This window comes from Actinomadura verrucosospora, from assembly GCF_039540335.1.
Classification (GTDB): domain Bacteria; phylum Actinomycetota; class Actinomycetes; order Streptosporangiales; family Streptosporangiaceae; genus Spirillospora; species Spirillospora verrucosospora.
This window is the reverse complement of record NZ_BAABEV010000012.1, coordinates 31,209-53,679: the sequence shown is the minus strand read 5'-3', so window position 1 is coordinate 53,679 and position 22,471 is coordinate 31,209. Positions and strand designations below refer to the sequence as shown.

General features: G+C 73.1%; 21 protein-coding genes. 11 read left to right on the top strand and 10 right to left on the bottom strand.

Features of this window, described 5'->3' with window-relative positions:
- The first annotated feature begins 54 nt into the window (after window positions 1-54).
- Window positions 55-531 carry a pyridoxamine 5'-phosphate oxidase family protein gene (locus ABD944_RS15835; RefSeq protein WP_345176939.1) on the top strand — a complete coding sequence of 159 codons (477 nt, stop codon included), beginning with the start codon at window positions 55-57 and terminating at the stop codon, window positions 529-531.
- Window positions 532-570: 39 nt separating this feature from the next.
- Here the strand turns inward: ABD944_RS15835 and ABD944_RS15830 are convergent, their stop codons facing one another.
- The 3 genes from ABD944_RS15830 to mca are packed head-to-tail and all read right to left on the bottom strand — an operon-like array spanning window position 571 to window position 2,305.
- The gene (locus ABD944_RS15830; protein ID WP_345176938.1) at window positions 571-1,134 is read right to left on the bottom strand and encodes a tetratricopeptide repeat protein; all 564 of its coding nucleotides are present in this window, start codon (window positions 1,132-1,134) and stop codon (window positions 571-573) included.
- A 50-nt stretch (window positions 1,135-1,184) separates the two neighbouring features.
- A complete protein-coding gene (locus ABD944_RS15825; protein ID WP_345176935.1) occupies window positions 1,185-1,442 on the bottom strand; it encodes a hypothetical protein in 258 nt (85 codons plus the stop codon).
- Window positions 1,442-2,305: a mycothiol conjugate amidase Mca gene (gene mca / locus ABD944_RS15820; protein WP_345177229.1), complete on the bottom strand. Its 864-nt coding sequence runs from the start codon at window positions 2,303-2,305 to the stop codon at window positions 1,442-1,444. The genes ABD944_RS15825 and mca overlap by 1 nt, the downstream gene beginning before the upstream one ends.
- Window positions 2,306-2,506: 201 nt before the next feature.
- Here mca and ABD944_RS15815 point away from each other — a divergent pair, with 201 nt between their 5' ends.
- Both ABD944_RS15815 and greA read left to right on the top strand, forming a co-directional pair.
- Window positions 2,507-2,890, top strand: coding sequence for a DUF4307 domain-containing protein (locus ABD944_RS15815; protein ID WP_345176933.1), 384 nt, complete (start codon window positions 2,507-2,509; stop codon window positions 2,888-2,890).
- A gap of 195 nt (window positions 2,891-3,085) precedes the next feature.
- Window positions 3,086-3,586 carry a transcription elongation factor GreA gene (gene greA / locus ABD944_RS15810; RefSeq protein WP_179843970.1) on the top strand — a complete coding sequence of 167 codons (501 nt, stop codon included), beginning with the start codon at window positions 3,086-3,088 and terminating at the stop codon, window positions 3,584-3,586.
- Between the two features lie 73 nt (window positions 3,587-3,659).
- On the opposite strand, the gene ABD944_RS15805 is transcribed toward greA, so the two are convergent.
- Window positions 3,660-4,166: an Lrp/AsnC family transcriptional regulator gene (locus ABD944_RS15805; RefSeq protein WP_345176931.1), complete on the bottom strand. Its 507-nt coding sequence runs from the start codon at window positions 4,164-4,166 to the stop codon at window positions 3,660-3,662.
- A gap of 128 nt (window positions 4,167-4,294) precedes the next feature.
- Here ABD944_RS15805 and hppD point away from each other — a divergent pair, with 128 nt between their 5' ends.
- The 6 genes from hppD to ABD944_RS15775 all read left to right on the top strand — a co-directional run bounded on the left by hppD (window position 4,295) and on the right by ABD944_RS15775 (window position 12,173).
- On the top strand, window positions 4,295-5,386 hold the full coding sequence (gene hppD, locus ABD944_RS15800) for a 4-hydroxyphenylpyruvate dioxygenase (RefSeq protein WP_345176929.1): 1,092 nt from the start codon (window positions 4,295-4,297) through the stop codon (window positions 5,384-5,386).
- A gap of 133 nt (window positions 5,387-5,519) precedes the next feature.
- On the top strand, window positions 5,520-6,314 hold the full coding sequence (locus tag ABD944_RS15795; protein ID WP_345176927.1) for an RDD family protein: 795 nt from the start codon (window positions 5,520-5,522) through the stop codon (window positions 6,312-6,314).
- Window positions 6,315-6,411: 97 nt separating this feature from the next.
- On the top strand, window positions 6,412-7,329 hold the full coding sequence (locus tag ABD944_RS15790) for an RDD family protein (protein WP_345176925.1): 918 nt from the start codon (window positions 6,412-6,414) through the stop codon (window positions 7,327-7,329).
- Between the two features lie 80 nt (window positions 7,330-7,409).
- On the top strand, window positions 7,410-9,035 hold the full coding sequence (locus ABD944_RS15785; protein ID WP_345177228.1) for a M1 family aminopeptidase: 1,626 nt from the start codon (window positions 7,410-7,412) through the stop codon (window positions 9,033-9,035).
- 103 nt (window positions 9,036-9,138) lie between these two features.
- Complete coding sequence (locus tag ABD944_RS15780) at window positions 9,139-10,614, top strand: M1 family metallopeptidase (protein WP_345176923.1); 1,476 nt, start codon at window positions 9,139-9,141, stop codon at window positions 10,612-10,614.
- 137 nt (window positions 10,615-10,751) lie between these two features.
- A complete protein-coding gene (locus ABD944_RS15775) occupies window positions 10,752-12,173 on the top strand; it encodes a M1 family metallopeptidase (RefSeq protein ID WP_345176921.1) in 1,422 nt (473 codons plus the stop codon).
- 42 nt (window positions 12,174-12,215) lie between these two features.
- On the opposite strand, the gene ilvA is transcribed toward ABD944_RS15775, so the two are convergent.
- From ilvA to ABD944_RS15760, 3 genes are read right to left on the bottom strand one after another with little or no spacing between them, the layout of a single operon-like run.
- Complete coding sequence (gene ilvA / locus ABD944_RS15770; RefSeq protein WP_345176919.1) at window positions 12,216-13,505, bottom strand: threonine ammonia-lyase; 1,290 nt, start codon at window positions 13,503-13,505, stop codon at window positions 12,216-12,218.
- 23 nt (window positions 13,506-13,528) lie between these two features.
- A complete protein-coding gene (locus ABD944_RS15765) occupies window positions 13,529-14,473 on the bottom strand; it encodes an ROK family protein (protein WP_345176918.1) in 945 nt (314 codons plus the stop codon).
- Window positions 14,470-15,648 carry an FIST signal transduction protein gene (locus ABD944_RS15760; RefSeq protein WP_345176917.1) on the bottom strand — a complete coding sequence of 393 codons (1,179 nt, stop codon included), beginning with the start codon at window positions 15,646-15,648 and terminating at the stop codon, window positions 14,470-14,472. The genes ABD944_RS15765 and ABD944_RS15760 overlap by 4 nt, the downstream gene beginning before the upstream one ends.
- Window positions 15,649-15,803: 155 nt before the next feature.
- Here ABD944_RS15760 and ABD944_RS15755 point away from each other — a divergent pair, with 155 nt between their 5' ends.
- The gene (locus ABD944_RS15755; protein WP_378188483.1) at window positions 15,804-17,255 is read left to right on the top strand and encodes a sigma 54-interacting transcriptional regulator; all 1,452 of its coding nucleotides are present in this window, start codon (window positions 15,804-15,806) and stop codon (window positions 17,253-17,255) included.
- A gap of 37 nt (window positions 17,256-17,292) precedes the next feature.
- Window positions 17,293-19,356 carry a vWA domain-containing protein gene (locus ABD944_RS15750; protein WP_345176914.1) on the top strand — a complete coding sequence of 688 codons (2,064 nt, stop codon included), beginning with the start codon at window positions 17,293-17,295 and terminating at the stop codon, window positions 19,354-19,356.
- A gap of 15 nt (window positions 19,357-19,371) precedes the next feature.
- On the opposite strand, the gene ABD944_RS15745 is transcribed toward ABD944_RS15750, so the two are convergent.
- The 3 genes from ABD944_RS15745 to ABD944_RS15735 form a co-directional block, all read right to left on the bottom strand.
- Window positions 19,372-19,917: a hypothetical protein gene (locus tag ABD944_RS15745; RefSeq protein WP_345176912.1), complete on the bottom strand. Its 546-nt coding sequence runs from the start codon at window positions 19,915-19,917 to the stop codon at window positions 19,372-19,374.
- A 236-nt stretch (window positions 19,918-20,153) separates the two neighbouring features.
- Window positions 20,154-21,188 carry an alpha/beta hydrolase fold domain-containing protein gene (locus tag ABD944_RS15740; RefSeq protein ID WP_345176911.1) on the bottom strand — a complete coding sequence of 345 codons (1,035 nt, stop codon included), beginning with the start codon at window positions 21,186-21,188 and terminating at the stop codon, window positions 20,154-20,156.
- Window positions 21,189-21,322: 134 nt separating this feature from the next.
- A complete protein-coding gene (locus tag ABD944_RS15735) occupies window positions 21,323-22,471 on the bottom strand; it encodes a cystathionine gamma-synthase (protein WP_345176908.1) in 1,149 nt (382 codons plus the stop codon).

Here is a 22,471-nt window from a genome sequence, read left to right as displayed (position 1 = left end):
CGGGCAAGCGCTTGGTTATTCTGTGCGCGATGCAGACGACCCGAGGAGGGCCCGTTGGCCGGGAGCAAGCGCGACAAGATCAAGATGACGCCCGAGGAGGTGGCCGCCTACCTGGCCGCCAACTTCAAGGTGCAGGTCGCGACCGTCGGCAAGGACGGCGAGCCCCACCTGGTGACGATGTTCTACACCCTGTACGAGGGCAGGATCGCCTTCACCACGTACAAGTCCTCGCAGAAAGTGATCAACCTGCGCCGCAACCCGGTCATGACGTGCCTGGTCGAGGACGGCGTGGAGTACAACGAGCTGCGCGGCGTCGCCCTGTACGGGCGGGGCCTGGTCGTCGAGGACCCCGAGCCGCGGTCCAAGGTCGGCATGGTCGTCGGCTCCCGGATGGCGGGGCTGCCCGTCCCGGCGATGGGCGAGCCGGTCGACCCGGTCATCGCCGAGGGCATCGAGCAGGCGCTGGCCAAGCGGGTCCTCATCGTCATGGAGCCCGACCGGGTCGTGAGCTGGGACCACCGCAAGGTGTAGGCCCGGCCGGGTCGCATCGGAAGGAGCAGGCCGGGCGGGTCAGGTCGGGCGGATCAGCTCCGCGGCGCGGTCGAGGGCGGCGCGCTCGGCCGCGTCGTCGCCGCGCAGGCGGGCGGCGTCGGCGATGTGGACGAACATCGCGGCCTGCCCGCGGACCGCGTCCAGCCTGCGGAGGATCTCCAGGGCCTGGCCGAAGAAGTTCAGGGCCGCGACGGGACGGTTCGCGCGCAGGTAGGCCTCGCCGAGGCTCTCCAGCGCGCGGGCACGGGCGTGCTCGTCCGGCTCCGGCAGGGCGGCGAACTCGTCCGGCAGCGGGCCGAGCAGCCCGATCGCGCGGTCGAGGTCGCCGCCGCCGATCAGCGCCCGGGCGAGGTCGTGGCGCGCCGCCAGCACCGCGTGGAGGTCGCCGCCCCGCTCGGCGCGGCGCAGGGCCTCCTCCAGCGTCTCGGCGGCCTCCGCCCAGCGTTCCCCCTCCAGCAGGGCCAGGCCCTCGGCCTCCACCTCCCCCTCGCCGGAGGCCGTTCCGGCGAGATGGCGGTCGAGGGCGCGGCGCAGCTCCGCGGACGGGAGGTCGCGGTAGGAGTCATCGGGGTTCGCGCGCACGTCGAAGATCCTCCCCGGAGGAGGCGGCGCCCAACCGGCGCCGGGGCGGGTCAGGCGTCGTCGTCGGAGGCCTTGGCCGCCGTGCCGGCCCTCGCCGCCTTGGCCGCCTCCGCGCGCTCCCACTCCTGCTGCCTCAGGTCGGCCTCGCGGGGCGCCTGGATCTTCTTCATCTGCTTGCCCATCGACCGGATCAGCAGGACCGTCGCGGCCAGCAGGAGCAGGAACACCACGAAGCCGAGCATGCCGGGGCTGACCGTGTCGTCGTTCAGCGGCATGGCGTTCAGCGGCAGGGCGTGGACGGCAGCCATCACAGACACACCTTCTCCCGGATGCCGGCGAACAGGTCGTCCTCCGGCAGTTCCGTGTCGACCAGGGACCTGGCCAAATGGTAGTCCTCGGTCGGCCATGCCTCGCGCTGGACGTCCAGCGGGACGACGAACCAGAACCCGTTCGGGTCGATCTGGGTGGCGTGGGCGAGCAGGGCCTGGTCACGGGTCTCGAAGTGGTCGGCGCAGGGCACCCGCGTGGTGACCTCCCACCGGGCGCGCTCCTCGCCCTCCTCCTCGAAGCGCTTCAGCCAGTCGCCGTAGGGCGACTCGAGGCCGGCCTTCTCCATGGCGGCGTGCAGGGTGAGGATGCGGTCCTTGCTGAAGGTCATGTGGTAGTAGAGCTTCAGCGGCTGCCAGGGGTCGCCCGTGCCCGGGTAGCGCTCCGGGTCGCCCGCGGCCTCGAACGCCTCCACCGACACCTCGTGGCACTTCACGTGGTCGGGGTGGGGGTAGCCGCCCTTCTCGTCGTAGGTGAGCATCACGTGCGGGCGGAACTCGCGGACCGCGCGCACCAGCGGCTCGGCGGCGGTCTCCAGCGGCTCCAGCGCGAAGCAGCCCTCCGGCAGCGGCGGCAGCGGGTCGCCCTCGGGGAAGCCGGAGTCGACGAACCCGAGCCAGCGCTGGTCGACGCCGAGGATCTCGCGGGCCCGCGCCATCTCCGCCTCGCGGACCTTGCCGATGTCGGCCTTGACCTCGGGGCGGTCCATCGCGGGGTTCAGGATGTCGCCGCGCTCGCCGCCGGTGCAGGTGACGACGAGTACCTCGACGCCGTCGGCCACGTAGCGCGCCATCGTGGCCGCGCCCTTGCTGGACTCGTCGTCGGGGTGCGCGTGCACCGCCATGAGACGCAGGGGCTCGTCGCCGCCGCACGGCCGTTCGAGCGCCGCGCCGTCGAAGACGCCGGACGTACCGTCGATGACCTCGGACACTTGGGGGTCTCCCTCTCCGGACTGTTGAGCGGCCCCCGGTTCGAGGCACGCGCCATGACAGACGAGAATGAATTGTCCCTGACAACACCGAAACCCCGCACGAGGATTCCCGCCATGACGACGAGCGTGTCGAAACCAGCGGCTCCGGCCGAGTCCCGGCGGAGCCGCCTCGGCCTGGCCGCCGTCGGCCTCCTCGCGGCGGTGATGGCGGCCGGCTTCGGCATCCTCGCGGCGCACACGGGGCAGACGCCGGGGATCGTCCCGCAGACCGTCACCTACGACATCACCGACACGTCGGTCGAGATCAACTACACGGTGGCCAAGGGGAAGGACGACGACGTGCGCTGCACAGTGGACGCCTACGACACCGACTTCGCGGTGCTCGCGCAGAAGGAGGTGTCCGTCCCGCCCGGGACGTCCAGTGTGAAGGGGGCCGAGACGCTGCAGACGCCGCGGCGGGCCACCGGGGCCAGGATCCGCGACTGCCGCAAGGTCTGACCCTGCCGCCACCGGCCGACCGATACGCCCGGTGAGTGACGGAACACGGTTTGGCGGATTGCGGACGCCGTGTTCAGGGAACCTTTACCCGCACACACCGGATAGGCTAGAGGTTTCACCCAGCCGCACTTCATGTCGATGTGACGCCCGCCCGCGGGGGCGGGTGAGATCGCACCATGTGGATGAGGAGTACCCGTGACCGAGACCCGCGCTGACAACGTCACCTGGCTCACCCAGGAGGCGTACGACCGGCTCAAGGCTGAGCTGGACCACCTGTCGGGCCCGGGCCGCATCGAGATCGCTCAGAAGATCGAGGCGGCGCGGGAGGAGGGCGACCTGCGCGAGAACGGCGGCTACCACGCGGCCAAGGAGGAGCAGGGCAAGATCGAGGGCCGGATCCTCCAGCTCCAGGGCATCCTGGAGAACGCCCGCGTCGGCGAGGCCCCCCGCACGGAGGGCGTCGTCGGGCCCGGCATGACCGTCACGGTCTCGTTCGAGGGCGACGACGAGGAGGTGACCTTCCTGCTCGCCTCCCGCGAGGAGGTCGGCGCCCCCATCGACGTCTACTCCCCGAAGTCGCCGCTCGGTGCCGCCATCGACGGCAAGAAGGTCGGCGAGAAGGCCACCTACAACCTCCCCAACGGCCGATCGATGACCGTGGAGGTCCTCGACGCCACCCCCTACGGCGGCGCGTAGCCGCCGTCCCTCGACACTGCGGAGGTGAAGACCGCCGGGCGGATGCCGCCCGGCGGTCGTTGCTTGTTCGCCCCTATCCGGGCGCGCGTCCGCGGGGCGCCTCCGCCCGGGCGGGGCCGGAGACCGCGCGGACGAGGGGCAGGGTGCGGTACGGGATCTGGGTGGCGAGGGAGATCACCGAGGAGGCGCGCTCCACGCCGGCGACGTCCACGATCACGTCGATGACGCGCTGGAGGTCGGTGTTGCTGCGGGCGACGATGCGGCACAGCATGTCGCCGGGGCCGGTGATGGTGTGGGCCTCGATCACCTCGGGCACCTGGGCGAGCCGGGCCGCCACCGGGTCGTGGCCGCCCGCCTGCCGCAACTGCAGCGTCACGAAGGCCGTCACCCCGTAGCCGAGCGCGGCCGGGTCGATCTCCGGGCCGTGGCCGGCGATGACGCCGTCGCGCGCGAGCCGGTCCAGCCGCGCCTGCACGGTGCCGCGCGCCACCCCGAGCCGCCGGGACGCCTCCAGGACGCCGACCCTGGGCTCGGCCGCGAACAGCTCGATGAGCCGGCCGTCCAGTTCGTCGATCGGCACGGCACCCTCCTGTGGTCGTGGTCACCCTGCACAGAGCGACCGGTCAGATCACGTTTGTACTGTACAGATTGACCAGTGATTCCGCCCGCTCTTGCGCACCTTGCAGGCGTATGTCGAGATTAGGTGGCATGGATGAGTTTCCGGTCAAGGGTATGGACGCCGTCGTCTTCGCCGTCGGCAACGCCAAACAGGCCGCCCACTACTACTCGACCGCGTTCGGGATGCGCAGGGTCGCCTACCGGGGCCCGGAGAACGGCAGCCCGGACGAGGCGGTGCACGTGCTGGAGTCGGGCGGCGCCCGGTTCGTGTTCCGCGGCCCGGTGAAGGCCGGCACCGAGATCGGGCGGCACATCGCCGAGCACGGCGACGGCGTGGTGGACCTCGCGATCGAGGTGCCCGACGTCGAGCACGCCTACCGGCACGCGCTCGCGAAGGGCGCCACCGGGCTGGAGGAGCCGCACGTCCTGGAGGACCGGTTCGGGAAGGTGACGGTCGCGGCGATCGCCACCTACGGCGAGACCCGGCACACGCTGGTCGACCGCTCCAACTACACCGGCCCCTACCTGCCGGGGTTCGAGCCCGCCGAGCCCGTCGTGGAGCCCGTGGGCAAGCGGTTCTTCCAGGCGATCGACCACTGCGTCGGCAACGTCGAGCGCATGGACGAGTGGGCCGACTTCTACCACCGCGTCATGGGCTTCACCGACATGGCGGAGTTCGTCGGCGACGACATCGCGACCGAGTACTCGGCGCTGATGTCCAAGGTCGTCGCGGACGGCACCCGCAAGGTGAAGTTCCCCCTGAACGAGCCCGCGGAGAGCAAGCGCAAGTCGCAGATCGACGAGTACCTGGAGTTCTACGGCGGGCCGGGCGTCCAGCACATCGCGCTCGCCACGGGCGACATCCTGGCGTCGGTCGACCGGATGCGCGCCGCGGGCGTGGAGTTCCTGGAGAGCCCCGACTCCTACTACGAGGACCCGGAGCTGCGCGAGCGCATCGGCCAGGTGCGGGTGCCGATCGAGGAGCTGCAGAAGCGCCGGATCCTCGTCGACCGGGACGAGGACGGCTACCTGCTGCAGATCTTCACCAAGCCCGTCCAGGACCGCCCGACGGTGTTCTTCGAGCTGATCGAGCGGCACGGCTCGCTCGGCTTCGGCAAGGGCAACTTCAAGGCGCTGTTCGAGGCGATCGAGCGGGAGCAGGAGCGCCGCGGCAACCTGTGACCCCGCGGCGCCGCGGCGAGCCTCGACGCCGCGGCGCCCGGACTCGGGGGACCGGCCCCGGACGCGCCCGCGTCCGGGGCCGGTCGCCGCCCGGGCGACCGCGCGCCGCCCGCACCCGGCACACTGTGGGGCCATGAGCGAACCACCCCAGGACACCCCGAAGCCGGACAGCGGCTGGCAACCTCCTGACCGGCCGCAGGGCGAGGCCCCCGCCACCCCCGAACGCCCGCCGCCCTACCAGGGCTCGTACGGCGGGCCTCCGGCCCAGGCCGTCCCCGGGACGGGGTACGGCCACCCCGGGGCCCCGCCGCCGCAGGCGCCGCCCGCACCGGGCTACGGCCCTCCCGGCTACCACCACCCCGGCCCGCAGGGCCCGCAGGACATGACCGCCGGACGGCTCCTGCGGCTCGGCGCGGGAATCCTCGACAGCTTCGTCATCGGCTTCGCGGCGACGCCGGCCGTCCTGTTCTCCATCCGCTGGGACCGGGTGCGGGACATGGCCGAGTCCGGCGAGACGATGACGAACCCGCTGGACCTCTACAACATCCCGCGCCTGCTCACCGGGTACGCGATCGCGTTCCTGCTGGGCTTCGCGTACTTCACCGTCCTGCACGCCCGGTGGGGGCAGACGCTCGGCAAGAAGGCGTTCGGCATCCGGCTGGTGCGAGCCTCCGACCTGTCGGCGGTGAGCTGGGGGCAGGCGCTCGGCAGGCAGGCGTTCGTCTACGCCATCAGCATCACGACGGGGGCGCTGAACCTCCTCACGCCCGTCGCGGGGATCCTCGGCCTCGTCGGCCTGCTCGACAACGCCTGGATCCTGTGGGACGAACGGCGCCAGGCGCTGCACGACAAAGTGGCCGGGACGGTGGTGGTGAAGGCGACGCCGTGGACGCCGAACCCCTACGCCCGCGAGCGGGACCCGTCCTGATCCCGGCCCGGCAAGGGCCGGCCACGCGGGGGTAAACATTCCGGCTCCACCCGGGCGCGGCAGGGTTGGTCCGCGGTGACGCGGCGACCCTCACGGCATGACGCAACCGCCGCACGACCCCGCGTCCGGGCGAGAGCCAGAAGACGACCGGCCGCACGGGGAGCAGGAGCAGCCCGGCCGGCCGGGCCCCTACGGCGGCCGGCAGCCGTACGGGGAACCGCCCCAGGAACAGCGGCCCCCATACGGCGAGCAGCCTCCCTACGGCGAGCAGCCTCCGCACGGAGGGCAGCAGCCACCCGGCGGCCAGCAGGGGTACGAACAGCAGGGGTACGGGCAGCAGCCCTACGGGGAGCAGCAGTGGGGCGGGCAGCAGTGGGGGCAGCAGCCGTACGGCGAGCAACAGCAGTACGGGCAGCAACAGCAGTACGGACAGCAGCCGTACGGTGAGCAGGGCCAGTGGCAGCAGCAACCGTACGGCGCCCAGCCGGGATACGGGCAGCCGCACCCCGGCTATGGGGCGGGCGGATACGCGCATCCCTCCGGGGAGCTGGCGAGCCGCTGGGCGCGGCTCGGCGGGGGCATCGTCGACCTCGTCATCATCGGCATCGTGACGGGCCTGATCTCGATCCCGTTCGTCAACTGGAACAACGTCGTCAACCCTGAGCCGGGCACCTCCATGTACGACGGCGCCCGGGTGGGGACGAACGCGATCAGCGTCGTGCTGGCCTTCTTCTACTTCTGGCTGATGCACGCGAAGTGGGGGCAGACGCTCGGGAAGATGCTGGTGCGGACGCGGGTCGTCCGGGCCGACGACGGGCAGGCGATCACCACCGGCCAGGCCGCGGGGCGCTCCGCGTTCTACAGCGTGCTCGGCGGCGTCTGCGGGTGCATCGGCCTGATCGACGTCGCGTGGATCCTCTGGGACCAGCGCAAGCAGGCGCTGCACTGCAAGGTGGCGCAGACCGTCGTCGTGAAGGCCGACCCGCACCGGCCCAATCCCTACTCCCATCGCTGACATCGCCCCGCCGGCGGGGGTTCCGGCGCCGTCCGAGTTGCCGGGCGGGGTCTCGTCCGGGCAGGCTGGACGGCGTGCATATGGCCGGAAACTCACCCAGTCCTCGTCGTAACGGCCGGAGGGCCGTCCGCGGCGCCGCGTCGCGCGGCGTTCCGGGGCTGGCAGCCCTGGCGATCGCGGGGTCGCTGACCGCGGCCTGCCAGACCCCGTTCGACGACCCGGGCGCGTCCGGCTCACCCAAGGGTCCGGCGGTGAACGGCCCGGCGGGCCCGACGACCGCGGGCGACGACTACGTGCCGGGCAACGGCAACGGCGGCTACGACGTCCAGCACTACGGGCTGAAGCTCACCATCACGCCGGACGGCCCGAAGCAGCTCGACGGCGTCGCGACGATCACCGCCAGGGCGACCGCGAGGCTCGCCCGGTTCAACCTCGACCTGACCGGCCTGGACGTGTCCTCCATCAAGGTGGACGGCGCGCCCGCGCGGCAGCAGCGCGGCGGCGGCGAGCTGGAGGTGACGCCCGCCAAGCCCCTGGAGAAGGGCAGCACCTTCACCACGGTGGTCGCCTACTCGGGGACGCCGCAGCCGGTGTCGGACCCGGTGCTCGGCCGGTACGGCTGGATCCGCACGTCCGACGGCGTCTTCGTGGCGTGCCAGCCGAGCGGCGCGCACACCTGGTTCCCGAGCAACGACCATCCGAGCGACAAGGCCACCTTCGACTTCGAGATCACGGTCCCGCAGGGGCTGACGGCGATCGCCAACGGCGAGCCGGACTCGCCGCCGCAGGACTCCTCCGGCGGCGGCGCGCCGGGCACCGGAACGCCGCCGGGCCTTCCGGGCGGGCCGCCCACCGAACTCCCGACCACCGAACCCCCGACCACCGGGCCGACGGACGGACCGGGCGTCGTGCCGGTCGCCCACCGCGCCGGGGCGGGCGCCACGACGACCTCGAAGTGGCGGGTCAAGGACCCGATGGCCACCTACCTGGCGACGGTCGACGTCGGCCGGTTCTCGGTGCGGACGGGCAGGACCGCCGGCGGCGTCCCCAACATCACGGCCGTGGACGCGACCACCTCCGGCGTGAACATCGACCAGTTCCACCAGCTGAACGCCCGGGTCGTCGACGAGTGGTCGAAGCTGTTCGGCCCGTATCCGTTCTCCTCGACCGGCGGCCTGATCGACAACGCCGACGTCGGCTTCGCGCTGGAGACGCAGACGCGGCCGGTGTACGGGGCGTTCGGGCTCCAGCCGATGATCGTCGCCCACGAGCTGGCGCACCAGTGGTTCGGCGACAGCGTCAGCCTGTCGCGGTGGCAGGACATCTGGCTGAACGAGGGCTTCGCGACCTACGCCGAGTGGCTGTGGGACGAGAAGACCGGCGGCCAGACGGTGCAGCAGCACTTCGACGAGGCCTACAACGGCGTCGGCGGCCAGGAGCTGTGGGACGTCCCGCCCGGCGACCCGGGGCGCAAGCAGATGTTCGGCCGGTCGGTGTACGACCGGGGCGGCATGACGCTGGTCGCGCTGCGCGCCCGGGTGGGCGAGGACGTGTTCTACAAGATCCTCCAGACCTGGACGAAGGAGCACCGGCACTCCTCCGGGACGACGAAGCAGTTCATCGCGACGGCGAACCGGGTGTCGGGCAAGAAGCTGGACGCGTTCTTCGACGACTGGCTGTACCAGCGGGGCCGCCCGTCCAAGTGACGGGGCGGTCCCGGTCCGCTGCGGGTGAAGGCTCGGCAAGGAGCGCGGAAAGCCCGGCCGGTCCCCGGCCCGGCGGGGCGGGCGGTCCACCAGCATCGGCCTGATGAACGGGCCTTCTCGGCGGACGACCGCGGCCTTCGCCGTCGCGTTCCTGATCGGGTCGCCCGGCGCCGCGTCCGCGTCCGAGGACCCGGGTGCCGCGGCGGAGCGGCGGGCGGCCGCACCTTGTCCACAGCCCTTGCCGCCCGCCGTACCGCCGTCGCCGGCCTGCGGCACGCCCTCCCCGGGAGCGGCGGGCTTGGGCGACCCCTACTTCGAGGGGGCGGGCAACGGAGGCTACGACGTCGTCCACTACGACGTCGCGCTGGCCTACGCGGGCGTCAGGACCGGAGCGGTCGACGCGGCGGTGACCGTCACCGCGACGGCCGCCCAGGACCTGTCGGCGTTCGACCTCGACTTCCGCGGCCCGCAGATCACCGCCGTCGCGGTGGACGGCCGGGAGGCGCGCCACCGCCGCGCGGGCCGGGAGCTGGTGATCACGCCCGCCGAGCCGATCCGCGCCGGGCGGACGTTCCGGGTCGCGGTCCGGTACGCGGGCAGGCCGTCGCCGGTCGGGGACAAGACCTACGGCGCCTACGGGTGGATCCCGAGCAAGGACGGCGCGGTCGTCGCCTCCGAGCCGGACGGCGCGTCGACCTGGCTGCCGGTGAACGACCATCCCCGCGACAAGGCCACGTACGCGTTCCACATCACCGTCCCGAAGGGCCTGCGCGCCGTGGCGAACGGGCGGCCCGGCCCCGTCCGCACCGGCGCCGCGACCGCCACCTACGAGTGGGCCGAGGACGCGCCGATGGCGAGCTACCTGGCCACGGTGGCCATCGGGCGGTTCGACGTGCGGCGGACCGAGGTGGACGGCGTCCCGGTGATCACGGCCGTCGATCCGGCGTTCCGGTCGGCCGCCGGGCGGCTGGAGGGCACCACCGTCAAGGTGATGCGGTGGGCGGCGCCGATCTTCGGCCCGTACCCGTTCGCGACGGCGGGCGGCATCGTCGACGACCCGAAGCTGGGCTATGCCCTGGAAACCCAGGAGCGTCCCGTCTACGGCGGATTCGCGCCGGACGAGGGCTTCATCGTCCACGAGATGGCCCACCAGTGGTTCGGCGACAGCGTCGGGCTGCGCGACTGGAGCGACATCTGGCTGAACGAGGGCTTCGCCACCTACGCCGAGTGGCTGTGGCGCGAGCGCACCGGCCGGGACTCGGCGAAGAAGATCTTCCAGCGGTACCACGCGCTGCCCGCGAGCTCGCCGATCTTCAGCCCGCCGCCGGGAGCGCCGGGCGCCGCGAAGATGTTCGGCTTCTCCGTCTACGTCCGCGGCGCGATGACGCTCCAGGCGCTCCGTGAGCGGGTCGGCGACCGGGCGTTCTTCACGATCCTGCGGACGTGGACCGCCGAGCACCGCCACTCCACCGCCACGACGCCGCAGTTCACCGCGCTGGCCGAACGCGTGTCGGGCCAAAGGCTCACGACGCTGTTCCAGACCTGGCTCCATTCGAAGACCAAACCGTTGAGTTGGTGACCGAATGCGGTGCCCAGCCACAAAAACCTCACCTGACAAGCAGATTCGATACCAAATCGCGCTTGTGCGGGCTCGCTCCACGAGAAAGTCTTGAGCGCGGTCATGACGGTCCACCGACGCTACCGAGGACGAGGTCGATGAGCAGAACCCCCAGAGCGCTGGCGGCCGTGACGCTGGGCGTCGCGGCGAGCCTCGCGGTGACCGCGGCGCCCGCCGGCGCCGCCGAGCGGTTCACCCCCGGGGCGCCCGGCGCGGGCGACCCCTACTTCCCCGACATGGGCAACGGCGGCTACGACGTCGCCCACTACGACATCGGGCTGAAATACGATCCCGCGACCAAGGGGATCCAGGCGGTGACCCGCGTGACGGCGCGGGCGACGCAGAACCTGTCCCGGTTCGACCTCGACTTCCTCGGCCCGCTGAAGATCTCTTCCCTGAAGGTCGACGGCCGCGACGCGACCTACGCGCGGACGGGCGCCCAGGAACTGGTCATCACCCCGCGCAAGGGCATCCGGAACCGCCGCGCCTTCACCGTGACGGTGGCGTACTCCGGCGTTCCGCAGACGATCAACGACGACGCGCTGGGCGTGTCCGGCTGGGTGCCGACCCCCGACGGCGCGGTGATGCTGAACCAGCCGTTCGGCGCCGCCACCGTCTACCCGGTCAACGACCACCCGACCGACAAGGCGACCTACACCTACACGCTGACGGCCCCGAGCGGCCTCACCACGCTCGCCAACGGCGACCCGCGCGGCAAGCGGACCGCGGGCGGCTGGACGACCACGCGCTGGGACGTCCGCAACCCGATGGCCAGCGAACTCGCCATGATCGCCATCGGCCGGTACGACGTGGCCACCGGACGGACGAAGGCGGGCATCCCCAACCTGACCGCCACCGACCGGGCCATGGCCATCAAGCCCGAGGACGCGAAGAAGTTCCACGACCAGACCGCCGAGGTCACCGACTTCCAGAACGGGCTCTACGGCCGCTACCCGTTCACCTCGACCGGCGGCATCGTCGTCAAGGCCGGCGTCGGCTACGCGCTGGAGACGCAGGGCCGCCCCGTGTACGACCTCGGGCGCCGTCCGGGCGGCATCCCGAGCACCAGCCTGCTCGCGCACGAGCTGGGCCACCAGTGGTTCGGCGACTCGGTGTCCCCGGCCAGGTGGGCCGACATCTGGCTGAACGAGGGCTTCGCGACGTACTCGGAGTGGATGTACGGGGCGGCGCACGGCGGCCCGTCCGTCCAGAAGCAGTTCGACGACACCTACGCCACGCCCGCGAGCGACGGCCTGTGGACGGGCAGGGTCGCCGACCCGGGCCGCGACCACATCTTCGACGGGCTCGTCTACGACCGCGGCGCGATGGCGGTCCACGTGCTGCGCACGAAGATCGGCGAGCGGGCGTTCTCGGAGCTGCTGAAGGCGTGGCCGGCGGCCCACCGGTACGGCAACGCCTCCACGAAGGACTTCGTGCGCTTCGCCGAGCGCCTCTCCCGCAAGGACCTGGACGCCTGGGCCAAGGCCTGGCTCTACTCCGAGGGCAAGCCGTCCCTGTAGGACCGGCCCGCCGCACCCTCACGCCGAGCCGGCCGCGCGCCGCTAGCTCAGCGTGAGGGTGTAGCCCTTCTCGCGCAGGCGGCCGATGACGTCCTCGGAGTGGTCGGCCCCGCGGGTCTCCAGGTGCATGAGCACCTCGGCCTCCTCGACGTGGAGGCGGGCCGCCATGCGCTCGTGCATGACGTCCAGGACGTTGACCCCCAGCTCGGCCAGCTCGCTCAGCAGGGTCACCAGGGCGCCCGGGCGGTCCTTCAGGCGGCAGCGCACCACCAGGTAGCGCCCCGCGCCCGCGAGCCCGTGCCGCAGCACCTTCGACAGCAGCAGCGGGTCGATGTTGCCGCCCGACAGCAGCACCACGACGGGCGGCTCGACGGCGTAGGCGTGCTCCAGCAGGGCCGCGACGCCCGCCGCGCCCGCGGGCTCCACGACCTGCTTCGCGCGTTCGAGGCAGAGCAGCAGGGCCTGGGAGATCGACTCCTCGGTCACGGTGACGACGGCGTCCACCAGCTCGGTGAACATGGCGTAGGTCAGGCGGCCGGGACGGCCGACCGCGATGCCGTCCGCCATCGTGCGCTCGATCCCGATCTGGGTGGGCCTGCCCGCCGCGAGCGAGGGCGGGAACGCCGCGGCCCGCTTGGCCTGCGCGCCGACGAGCTTGACGTCCCCGCCGCCGGTCTCCTTCGCCAGGCCCTTCACGGCCGCCGCGACCCCGGCCAGCAGCCCGCCGCCGCCCACCGGCGACACGATCGTCCGCGCCTCCGGGCACTGCTCCATGACCTCCAGGCCGATCGTGGCCTGCCCCGCGACGACGTCGGGATGGTCGAACGGGTGGATGAAGACCGCGCCGCACTCGTCCGCGTACTCCTGCGCGGCGACGAGGCAGTCGTCCACGGTCGGCCCGGGGAAGACGACCTCGGCGCCGTAGCCGCGGGTCGCGGCGATCTTCGGCAGCGGGGCGCCGACCGGCATGAACACCGTGGCCTTGCAGCCGAGCATCGAGGCGGCGAGGGCGACGCCCTGCGCGTGGTTGCCCGCGCTCGCCGCGACCACGCCGCCCGCCCGCTCCCGCTCGCTCAGCCGGGCGATCCGCACGTACGCGCCCCGGATCTTGAAGGAGCCGGTGCGCTGCAGGTTCTCGCACTTCAGCAGGACGGGCCCGCCGATCTGCTCCGACAGCACCCGGGAGGGGATCAGCGGCGTCGGCACGGCCACCCCGCCCAGCAGCTCCCGGGCGGCGCGGACGTCGTCGACGCCGACGGAGGCCGGACCGGCGCCGCTCGTCCTCGCTCGCGGGGGGCCGGCCCCCCACACCCCCCGGGCCGCTTCGCTCATGCGCTCATCCTTGCATGCCCGACTTATCCGGCACTCCAATAGCGATCTTGGGCGTAGACCAGGGCGGCGGCGCCGACCAGGCCCGCGGTCTGCCCGAGCTCGGCGGGGACGATCCTCAGGCGCCGCGCGAACTCCATCCGCGCGTGCTCGCCGAACGCCTCCTCCAGCGGGTCGAACAGCAGCCGCCCCGCCTGCGACAGGCCGCCGCCGATCGCCGCGACCTCCAGATCGCACAGGTGCGTCGCGGACGCGATCGCGATGCCGAGGGCGCGGCCCGCCCGGCGCATGGCCGCGCCCGCCACCGGATCCCCGCGGCGGGCGTCCTCGGTTAGCTCCACGCCGGTGGCGTCCGCGCTCCCGGGCCGCCAGCCCTGCTCCCGCGCCCACGCGACCAGCCCGGGGCCCCGCGCGACCGCCTCCAGGCAGCCGCGGCCCCCGCAGCCGCAGGGCGGCCCGTCGGGCTCGACGATGACGTGCCCGATGTGCCCGGCGTTGCCGCTGGCGCCGTTCACCAGGCGTCCGCCGAGCATGAGCCCGCCGCCGACGCCCGTGGACACCACCATGCCGAGGACGTTGTCGTGCCCGCGCCCCGCGCCGAGCCAGTGCTCGCCGATCGCGACGCAGACCGCGTCGTTGTGGATGCGGACGGGCAGGCCCGGGTACCGGGCGCGGAGCCGCTCGCGCAGCGGGAAGCCCCGCCACGCCGGGATGTTCAACGGGGACACCTCGGCGGCCGGCCAGGTCATCGGCCCGCCGCAGCCCACCCCGACGCCCGTGAGGGGCGGGTCCCCGGCGTCCGCGGCGAGCTTGCCGAGCAGCGCCTCCAGCGCCCGCCACAGCTCCTCGCCGTCGACGCCCGGGGCGTTCGGGGTCGGGGCCCGGTCGTGCGCGGTGACGCGCCCGTCGGGCTCGACCAGCGCGGCGGCGAGCTTCGTGCCGCCGATGTCCACCGCGAGGACGGCGCTCAAACGCCCTCCTCGGCCCGGCCGAACGCGAGGATCGAGGCGGTGAACCCGTGCACGTGGTTGCGCCCCGCGACCGGGCCGATCTCCCCCGCCGCGAAGAACCCGCCCACCCCGGCGGGGCCGAAGGCGCGGTCCAGCACCTTGGCGTCGTGGTCGGAGTCGGGGAACATCGCCTGCCCCCGGCCGTTGCAGGAGATCAGCAGCGCGCCCTCGACCGGCGCGAGGTCGAACCGCTCCAGCAGCGCGGCGAGGTCCTCCTCGGCGGCGCCCGCGTCCCGGACCTGGAACCGGACGGTGCGCCCCACGTCCACCACGTCGCCGATCGCGATGGCGCCGGTGTCGGTGTCGGCGCCCACCACGCCGCGCACGAGGAAGTCGCCGTGCTCGTGCTCGTCGGCGTACTCGTCCATCGCGACGCCGATCAGCAGCCCGCGCCCGGCGAGCTCCTGCTCCTCCTCCGGCAGCCCGAGGACGATCTGCTCCAGCTTCTCCAGCGCCGGCACGCCCGCCAGCTCGTACAGGACGTTCTCCTCGGCCCTCGTCACCACCATGTCCGGGCCGATCGGGCGGGCGCCCTGGCTGACCACCGTGGCTGCCGCGACGGCCCCGCCGATCACCACGCCGACCGCGCCCTCCCGGTAGACCTCGCCGCCGACGAACAGCCGCGCCTCGCCGTGCCCGGTCTCGCCGAGCCCGCTGCCCTCGGCCAGCCCGCCGACCAGCGGCAGCCCGGGCAGCGCCTCGTCCGAGCGCTCCACGAACGCGTCCACCGGGAAGCTGTACGGGTCGGCCAGCAGCACGCCGACCACGTCGTCGTCCTGGGCCTCCGGCATGCCGACCACGATGAGCCGGTCGTCGCCCTTCAGCGTCTCCAGCCGGAACGGGTCGAGACGCGCGCCGGGCAGCACCGCCGCCCACGCGCTCACCGCGCCCCGCTCCTCCACCCCGCGCCCGGCCCCGATCACGCCGGACGCGCTGCACCCCAGCACCAGCGCCGGACCGGCCGCGCGCTGCGCCGCCTGCGCGGCCTCCTCGACCTGGTCCGGGTCGTCGCCGGTGACGAACACGCACACCAGGTCGGGCGCCGCGCTGAGCGGCGCGAGCGCCTGCTCGACCGCCGTCGCGGCGGCGCTGGACAGATCGGGTCCGAGGGCCAGGCCATCACCGAATCGCGCCATCGGCGCCGCCTCCCTCACTCCGTTCGCCGGGTCGCTTCACACCACCAGTCTCCCCCTCCGCGACCGTTCCACCCAAACAGCGGCGGGACGGGATCGGACGGGCGAATCCCCGGCGGGGGTGCGATCGCGCGGACCGGCGACGTAGTGTCGGTCGCGTGCGTTCATCCACACCACACGAGTCCTCCTCCGGCGAGTCCGCACCCCGTGAGGCGACCCTGGGCGCGCTGCGCGCCGGCGGCCACGTGCGGCTTCCCGTCAAGGCCGAGATCCGGCGCAACCTGCTCGACCGGCTGAGATCCGGCGAACCACGCTTCCCCGGCATCCTCGGGTTCGACGAGACCGTCCTGCCCCACCTGGAGCGCGCCCTGCTGGCCGGGCACGACCTGGTGCTGCTCGGCGAGCGCGGGCAGGGCAAGACGCGGCTGATCCGCACCCTCGTCGGCCTGCTGGACGAGTGGACGCCGGTGGTGGCCGGCTGCGAGATCAACGACCACCCGTACGCGCCGGTCTGCGTGCGGTGCCGCCGGCTCGCCGGCGAGCTGGGCGACGAGCTGCCGGTCGAGTGGAGGCACCGCGACGACCGCTACGGCGAGAAGCTCGCCACGCCCGACACCAGCGTCGGCGACCTCATCGGCGACGTCGACCCGATCAAGGTGGCGGAGGGCCGCACGCTCGGCGACCCGGAGACCGTGCACTTCGGGCTCGTCCCCCGCACCAACCGCGGGATCTTCTCCATCAACGAGCTGCCCGACCTCGCCGAGCGGATCCAGGTCGCGCTGCTGAACGTGCTGGAGGAGCGCGACGTCCAGGTCCGCGGCTACGCGCTGCGGCTGCCGCTCGACGTGCTGCTCGTCGCGTCCGCCAACCCCGAGGACTACACCAACCGCGGCCGGATCATCACCCCGCTGAAGGACCGCTTCGGCGCCGAGATCCGCACCCACTACCCCCTCGAACTGGACGCCGAGCTCGCGCTGATCCGCCAGGAGGCCGACTTCGCCGACCTCGGCGGACTGCCCGCCGAGGTGCCCGACCACATGATCGAGGTGATCGGGAGGTTCACCCGGCTCGTCCGCGAGTCGACGGCGGTGGACGCCCGGTCGGGCGTCTCGGCGCGGTTCGCGCTCGCGGGCGCCGAGACCGTCGCCGCGGGCGCGGTGCGCCGCGCGGCGCTCACCGGCGAGGAGAACGCCGTCGCGCGGGTCTGCGACCTGCCGGCCGTGGTGCCGTCGCTGATGGGCAAGGTGGAGTTCGAGGTCAGCGAGGAGGGCCGCGAGCAGGAGGTGCTGGAGCACCTGCTGCGCCGCGCGGTCGCCGAGACCTACCGCCGCACGCTCGGCGCCGCCGACCTCACCGGCCTGCTCGACAAGTTCGACTCCGGGGAGAGCGTGGAGTCGGGCGAGCTGGTTCCGGCGCGCGAGCTGCTGCGCCGCACCGGCCACGTGCCCGGCCTCGCCAAGATCATGGAAAGGCTCGGCATGAGCGGGGAGTCCCCCGGGCAGGCCGCGGCGGCGATCGAGTTCGCCCTGGAGGGCCTGTTCCTCACCCGGCGGCTCTCCAAGGACGTCGCCGAGGGACGCTCCGACGGGACGGCGACGTACCGGACGTGACGCCGCGTCCCGAGGTGTCCACGCGCAAGGGGATTCGATGAGCCGATACCGCTACGGCGCCTACGAGGACGGGCCCGACCCGCTCGCGCCGCCCTACGACGTCCGCGACGCGCTGGACGCCGTGGGCGACTCGGTGCTGGACGGAGCCCGGCCCGACGACGCGCTCCGCGAGCTGTTGCGCCGCGGCCTGCCCGGCGCCCAGAACCGCCGGGGCCTCGACGACATGCTCCGCCAGGTCCGGGAGCGGCGCCGCGCGCTGCGCGACCGGGGCCGTCTCGACGGGACGCTGGAGCAGGCCCGCGCGCTGCTGGACACCGCGATCGGGCAGGAGCGGGCCGAGCTGTTCCCCGACCCGGGCGACGACGCCAGGCTGCGCGAGGCGGAGCTCGACACGCTGCCGTCCGACACCTCGCAGGCGATCCGGCGGCTGTCGGACTACGACTGGCGCTCCGCCGCCGCCCGCCGCACCTTCGAGCAGCTGAAGGACCTGCTGCGCCGCGAGGTCCTCGACGCGCAGTTCCAGGGCATGAAGCAGGCCCTGGAGAACCAGGACCCGGCCGCCATGCAGCGGGTCAAGGACATGATGGCCGACCTCAACGCGATGCTGGAGCGGGACGCGCGCGGCGAGCACACCCAGGACGACTTCGACCGGTTCATGAACGAGTACGGGGACATGTTCCCCGACGACCCGCGGAACCTCGAAGAGCTGGTCGACTCGCTGGCCCGCCGCGCCGCCGCGATGGACCGGCTGCTCGCCTCGCTCAGCCCCGAGCAGCGCGCCGAGCTGGCCGGGCTCATGGAGCAGGCCATGCAGGACGCGGGCCTCGCCATGGAGATGACCCGGCTCGGCGACGCGCTGCGGGCCCGCCGCCCCGACCTCGGCTGGGGGCAGCCCGAGCAGATGACCGGCGAGAACCCGCTCGGCGTGGGCGACGCCACGACCGCGCTGGCGGAGCTGGCCGACCTCAGCGAGCTGGAGGCGGCGCTCGGGCAGGACTACCCGGGCGCGCGGCTCGACGACATCGACGAGGACGCCGTCCGGCGGGCCCTCGGCCGGCAGGCCGTCGACGACCTCGCCGCGCTGCGCCGCATCGAGGCCGAGCTGGAGCGGCAGGGCTACCTGCAGCGGCGGCGCGGCAAGCTGGAGCTGACACCGAAGGCGGTGCGGCGGCTCGGCGAGACCGCGCTGCGCCGGGTGTTCTCCCAGCTGGCGTCCGGCCGCCAGGGCGACCACGACCAGCGGGACGCGGGACAGGCGGGCGAGCTGACCGGCTCCAGCCGCGAGTGGCGGTTCGGCGACGAGCAGCCCCTCGACGTGGTCCGGACGGTGAGCAACGCGATCCGGCGCAGCGCCATGGAGCGCGGGACCCCCGCGACCGGGACCGGGGAGCCCGCCGCCGGGCTCGTCCCCCCGCCCGCGGGGGCGAAGGTCACCGAGCGCGTGGGCACGACCGGCGGGAACGGCGCGCGCCGCCCGGACGGCGTGCGGCTGAGCGTCGACGACTTCGAGGTGCACGAGACCGAGCGCCGCACCGGCGCCGCCGTCTGCCTGCTCGTCGACCTGTCCTACTCGATGGTGCTGCGCGGGACGTGGGCGGCCGCCAAGCAGACCACGCTGGCCCTGCACTCGCTCGTGACCAGCAAGTTCCCGCAGGACGCGATCCAGATCATCGGCTTCTCCAACTACGCGCGGGTGCTGCACCCGACGGAGATGGCGGGCCTCGACTGGGACATGGTGCAGGGCACCAACCTGCACCACGCCCTGATGATCGCCGGACGGCACCTGGACCGGCACCCCGACTTCGAGCCGATCGTCCTCGTCGTCACCGACGGCGAGCCCACCGCGCACCTGCGGCCGGACGGCCGTTCGCTGTTCGACTACCCGCCGTCCACCGACACGCTCGTGCTCACCCTCGCCGAGGTCGACAAGATGACCCGGCGCGGCGCCACCATGAACTTCTTCATGCTCGCCGAGGACCGGCGGCTCGTGTCGTTCGTGGAGGAGGTCGCCAGGCGCAACGGCGGCCGCGTCTTCGCCCCCGACGCCGACCGTCTGGGCGAATACGTCGTCAGCGACTATCTCCGAGTGAGGCGTGCTTAGTCGCGTTCGGCCGGCTCAGCCGTTCCAGACCATCAGGGCGAGGATCACCAGCCAGATCAGCGCGACGACGCCGGACATGGCGGCCAGCCGCCCCCGCTCCACCTGGGCGATCTCACCGGTGTCGGCCGCCGGTCCCGCGGCGGCGGGGGCCTCGGCCTCCGTCGCGCCGCCCTCGGCCTCCCCGGGCTCCTCGGCCGCGGGGGGACGGACCGGGACCGGTGCGGCCGCCGTCTCGGCCGCCGCGACCTCCAGCAGGTGCACCGCCTTGCGCTGGTCGCGCTCGACGATCAGCAGCAGCACCAGCGCGACGACGAACAGCGTCATCGACACCGTCAGCCACACCTCGGCGAGGTCGCCCTTGGCCAGCCCGAGCCCGATCAGGAAGATCCCGAGCGTGCCGATCCCGTAGATCTGGGTGGTCCGGTGGAGGTAACGCACCACCACCACGTCGCGCTTGCGGATGTAGCGGGGCGTGGACATCGTGGCGGCGGTCAGCGGCCCCAGCGTGAAGATCGCGAACCCGATGTGCAGAAGAAGCAGGATGCGGTCCGAAGTCGACATGAGCCGACCATAGTCCGCGCAGCCCCGAGCCTCACCGCAACCACGCGACAACCTCAGCCGGCACCGCCACCCCGCGACGACCTCAATGGTTGCGATCGCGTCCGAAGGCAGGTTCGAGCGGAGCGAGAACCTGATCGCGCAGTGAGCCGCCAGGCGAGCCGGAGCGATGCCAGCGATCGCCCGCGGTGCTCGACGATGGAGGGCCGTCAAGGCCCGAAGGAGGAGAGCACCGCCAACTACACGTTCAGCCGCTTCTTGAGCCAGGCCAGGATGGTCGGGTAGACGCCTTCGTCGCCCAGCATGTCCGAGGCGTGCATGTCGCCCTCGACGGTCTTGACGGTCGCCGGGACGCCGGCGGCGCGCAGCGCGGTCGCCAGCCCGGTGCTCTGGGTGACGGGGACGAAGTCGCCGGTGGCGTGCATCAGCAGCATCGGGGCGTCGCCCGCGGAGACGTGCGTGACGGTGCTGGCGTCGTCCAGCTTCGTCCAGCAGTCCGGGTCGGCGGTGACACCGGGCTCGCAGTGGACGAGGCCGACCACGGCCCGCCGCAGCTTGCGCTTGGTGAACGTGGCGTCCGGCTTCGCGCCGTCCTGGAAGGCCAGGAAGGGGTTGTTCGGCGGGGACAGCGCGACCACGCCGCGGACCTGGCGGGTGCCCGTCCCGAGCGTGCCGAGCTGCGTCGCGAGGTGCCCGCCGGCCGACGAGCCCATGACCGCGACGCGGTTCGGGTCGACGTTCCACACCTGGGCGTGCTTCTTGATGAAGTCGAGGGCCGCCATGGCGTCGTCGCGCTGGGCGGGCCACTGCGCCTTGGGCGCGAGCCGGTAGTTGGCCGACAGCACGACGAAGCCCTGCTCGGTCAGCCGGCGCGCGAAGTACTTCCAGCCGCCGCCCTTGTCGCCCTCCAGCCAGTAGCCGCCGTGCAGGAGCAGCACGGCCGGGCGGGGCGTGGCGCGCGGGCCCGGCTTGCGCCAGTAGGCGTCGATCTTCTGGGCGGGCAGCTTGCCGTAGGCGTAGGTGCGGAACAGCGGGAGCTGCGGCGTCACCATGACCGCCTGCGCGGTGACGGTGCCGTCCGGCTCGCCGTCCGCGCCGGCGGGGCCGCCCTCCGTCGGCGTCGCGGACGGCGCCGACGGCGACCCGGTGCCGGGGGCCCCGGTCTCCGGCGCGCCGGAGGGGGTCCCCGCCGACGACTCGGTCGGCACGGACGGAACGGACACGCTGGGCGTCGGCGCCGGCTCGTTCGCGTGGGCTCCCACGGGAACGGTCACGGCGGAGACACACGTCGCGGCGAACGCCGCCCCACAGACCAGTACTTTGCGCACCCCGGGCCCTTTCTTCACGAACCTGGCGCGCCGAGTATAGATGTTTTGATCAAGTCCGGTGGGGAATGGTCAGCCGATTCTCAGGAAAGCGCCTGCTCCAGATCGCGGAGCAGGTCGGCTGCGTCCTCGATGCCGACCGACAGTCGCACCAGGTCGGCGGGCACTTCCAGCGGCGACCCGGCCGCCGAGGCGTGCGTCATCCGCCCCGGGTGCTCGATCAGCGACTCGACGCCGCCGAGCGACTCGCCGAGCGTGAACAGCTTCGTCCGCTCGCACACCCGGACGGCGGCCTCCTCCGACTCCATCCGGAACGAGACCATGCCGCCGAACGCCTTCATCTGCTTGGCGGCGATCTCGTGGCCCGGGTGGTCGGGCAGCCCCGGGTAGAGGACCTGCCGGACGGACGGGTGCCGCGTCAGCAGCTCCGCGACCCGCTCCGCGTTGGCGCAGTGCCGGTCCATCCGCACGCCGAGGGTCTTGATCCCACGCAGGGTGAGCCAGGCGTCGAACGGGCCCGCGACGGCGCCCATCGCGTTCTGGTGGAACGCCAGCCGCTCCCCGAGGTCCGCGTCCGCGACGATCAGCGCGCCCCCGACGACGTCGGAGTGCCCGCCGATGTACTTGGTGGTGGAGTGGACGACGACGTCCGCCCCGAGCTCCAGCGGCCGCTGCAGGTAGGGGGAGGCGAAGGTGTTGTCGACGGCCAGCAGCGCGCCGGCGTCGCGGGCGACGGCGGCCAGGGCCGCGATGTCGGCGACGCCGAGCAGCGGGTTGGTGGGCGTCTCCACCCAGATGATCTTCGTGTCGGGTCGCACCGCCGCCCGCACCGCGGCGATGTCGCCGAGCGGCACCGGGTCGAACTCGACGCCCCACGGCTGGGCGACCTTCGCGAACAGCCGGTACGTCCCGCCGTAGGCGTCGTTGGGGACGATGACGTGGGCGCCGGGCTTGCAGACCGTGCGCAGCAGCGCGTCCTCGGCGGCGAGCCCGGAGGCGAACGCCAGCCCCCGCGCGCCGCCCTCCGTCTCGGCCAGGCATACCTCCAGCGCGGTACGCGTCGGATTGGCCGACCGGGAGTACTCGTAGCCGCCGCGCAGCCCCCCGATGCCGTCCTGCTTGTACGTCGAGACCTGGTAGATCGGCGGCACGACCGCGCCGGTGACCGGGTCGGGCTCCTGCCCGGCGTGGATGGCCAGGGTCTCGAACCCCCGTTGAACCTCGTTGTCCAT

Bases quoted from the DNA above. Each gene is read 5' to 3' on its own strand.
- ABD944_RS15825 (WP_345176935.1), bottom strand. From the start codon at position 1,442: ATGGCTGCCGTCCACGCCCTGCCGCTGAACGCCATGCCGCTGAACGAC.
- mca (WP_345177229.1), bottom strand. From the start codon at position 2,305: ATGGCGGTGCACGCGCACCCCGACGACGAGTCCAGCAAGGGCGCGGCC.
- ABD944_RS15815 (WP_345176933.1), top strand. From the start codon at position 2,507: ATGACGACGAGCGTGTCGAAACCAGCGGCTCCGGCCGAGTCCCGGCGG.
- hppD (WP_345176929.1), top strand. From the start codon at position 4,295: ATGGATGAGTTTCCGGTCAAGGGTATGGACGCCGTCGTCTTCGCCGTC.
- ABD944_RS15795 (WP_345176927.1), top strand. From the start codon at position 5,520: ATGAGCGAACCACCCCAGGACACCCCGAAGCCGGACAGCGGCTGGCAA.
- ABD944_RS15790 (WP_345176925.1), top strand. From the start codon at position 6,412: ATGACGCAACCGCCGCACGACCCCGCGTCCGGGCGAGAGCCAGAAGAC.
- ABD944_RS15785 (WP_345177228.1), top strand. From the start codon at position 7,410: ATGGCCGGAAACTCACCCAGTCCTCGTCGTAACGGCCGGAGGGCCGTC.
- ABD944_RS15780 (WP_345176923.1), top strand. From the start codon at position 9,139: ATGAACGGGCCTTCTCGGCGGACGACCGCGGCCTTCGCCGTCGCGTTC.
- ABD944_RS15775 (WP_345176921.1), top strand. From the start codon at position 10,752: ATGAGCAGAACCCCCAGAGCGCTGGCGGCCGTGACGCTGGGCGTCGCG.
- ilvA (WP_345176919.1), bottom strand. From the start codon at position 13,505: ATGAGCGAAGCGGCCCGGGGGGTGTGGGGGGCCGGCCCCCCGCGAGCG.
- ABD944_RS15760 (WP_345176917.1), bottom strand. From the start codon at position 15,648: ATGGCGCGATTCGGTGATGGCCTGGCCCTCGGACCCGATCTGTCCAGC.
- ABD944_RS15750 (WP_345176914.1), top strand. From the start codon at position 17,293: ATGAGCCGATACCGCTACGGCGCCTACGAGGACGGGCCCGACCCGCTC.
- ABD944_RS15745 (WP_345176912.1), bottom strand. From the start codon at position 19,917: ATGTCGACTTCGGACCGCATCCTGCTTCTTCTGCACATCGGGTTCGCG.
- ABD944_RS15735 (WP_345176908.1), bottom strand. From the start codon at position 22,471: ATGGACAACGAGGTTCAACGGGGGTTCGAGACCCTGGCCATCCACGCC.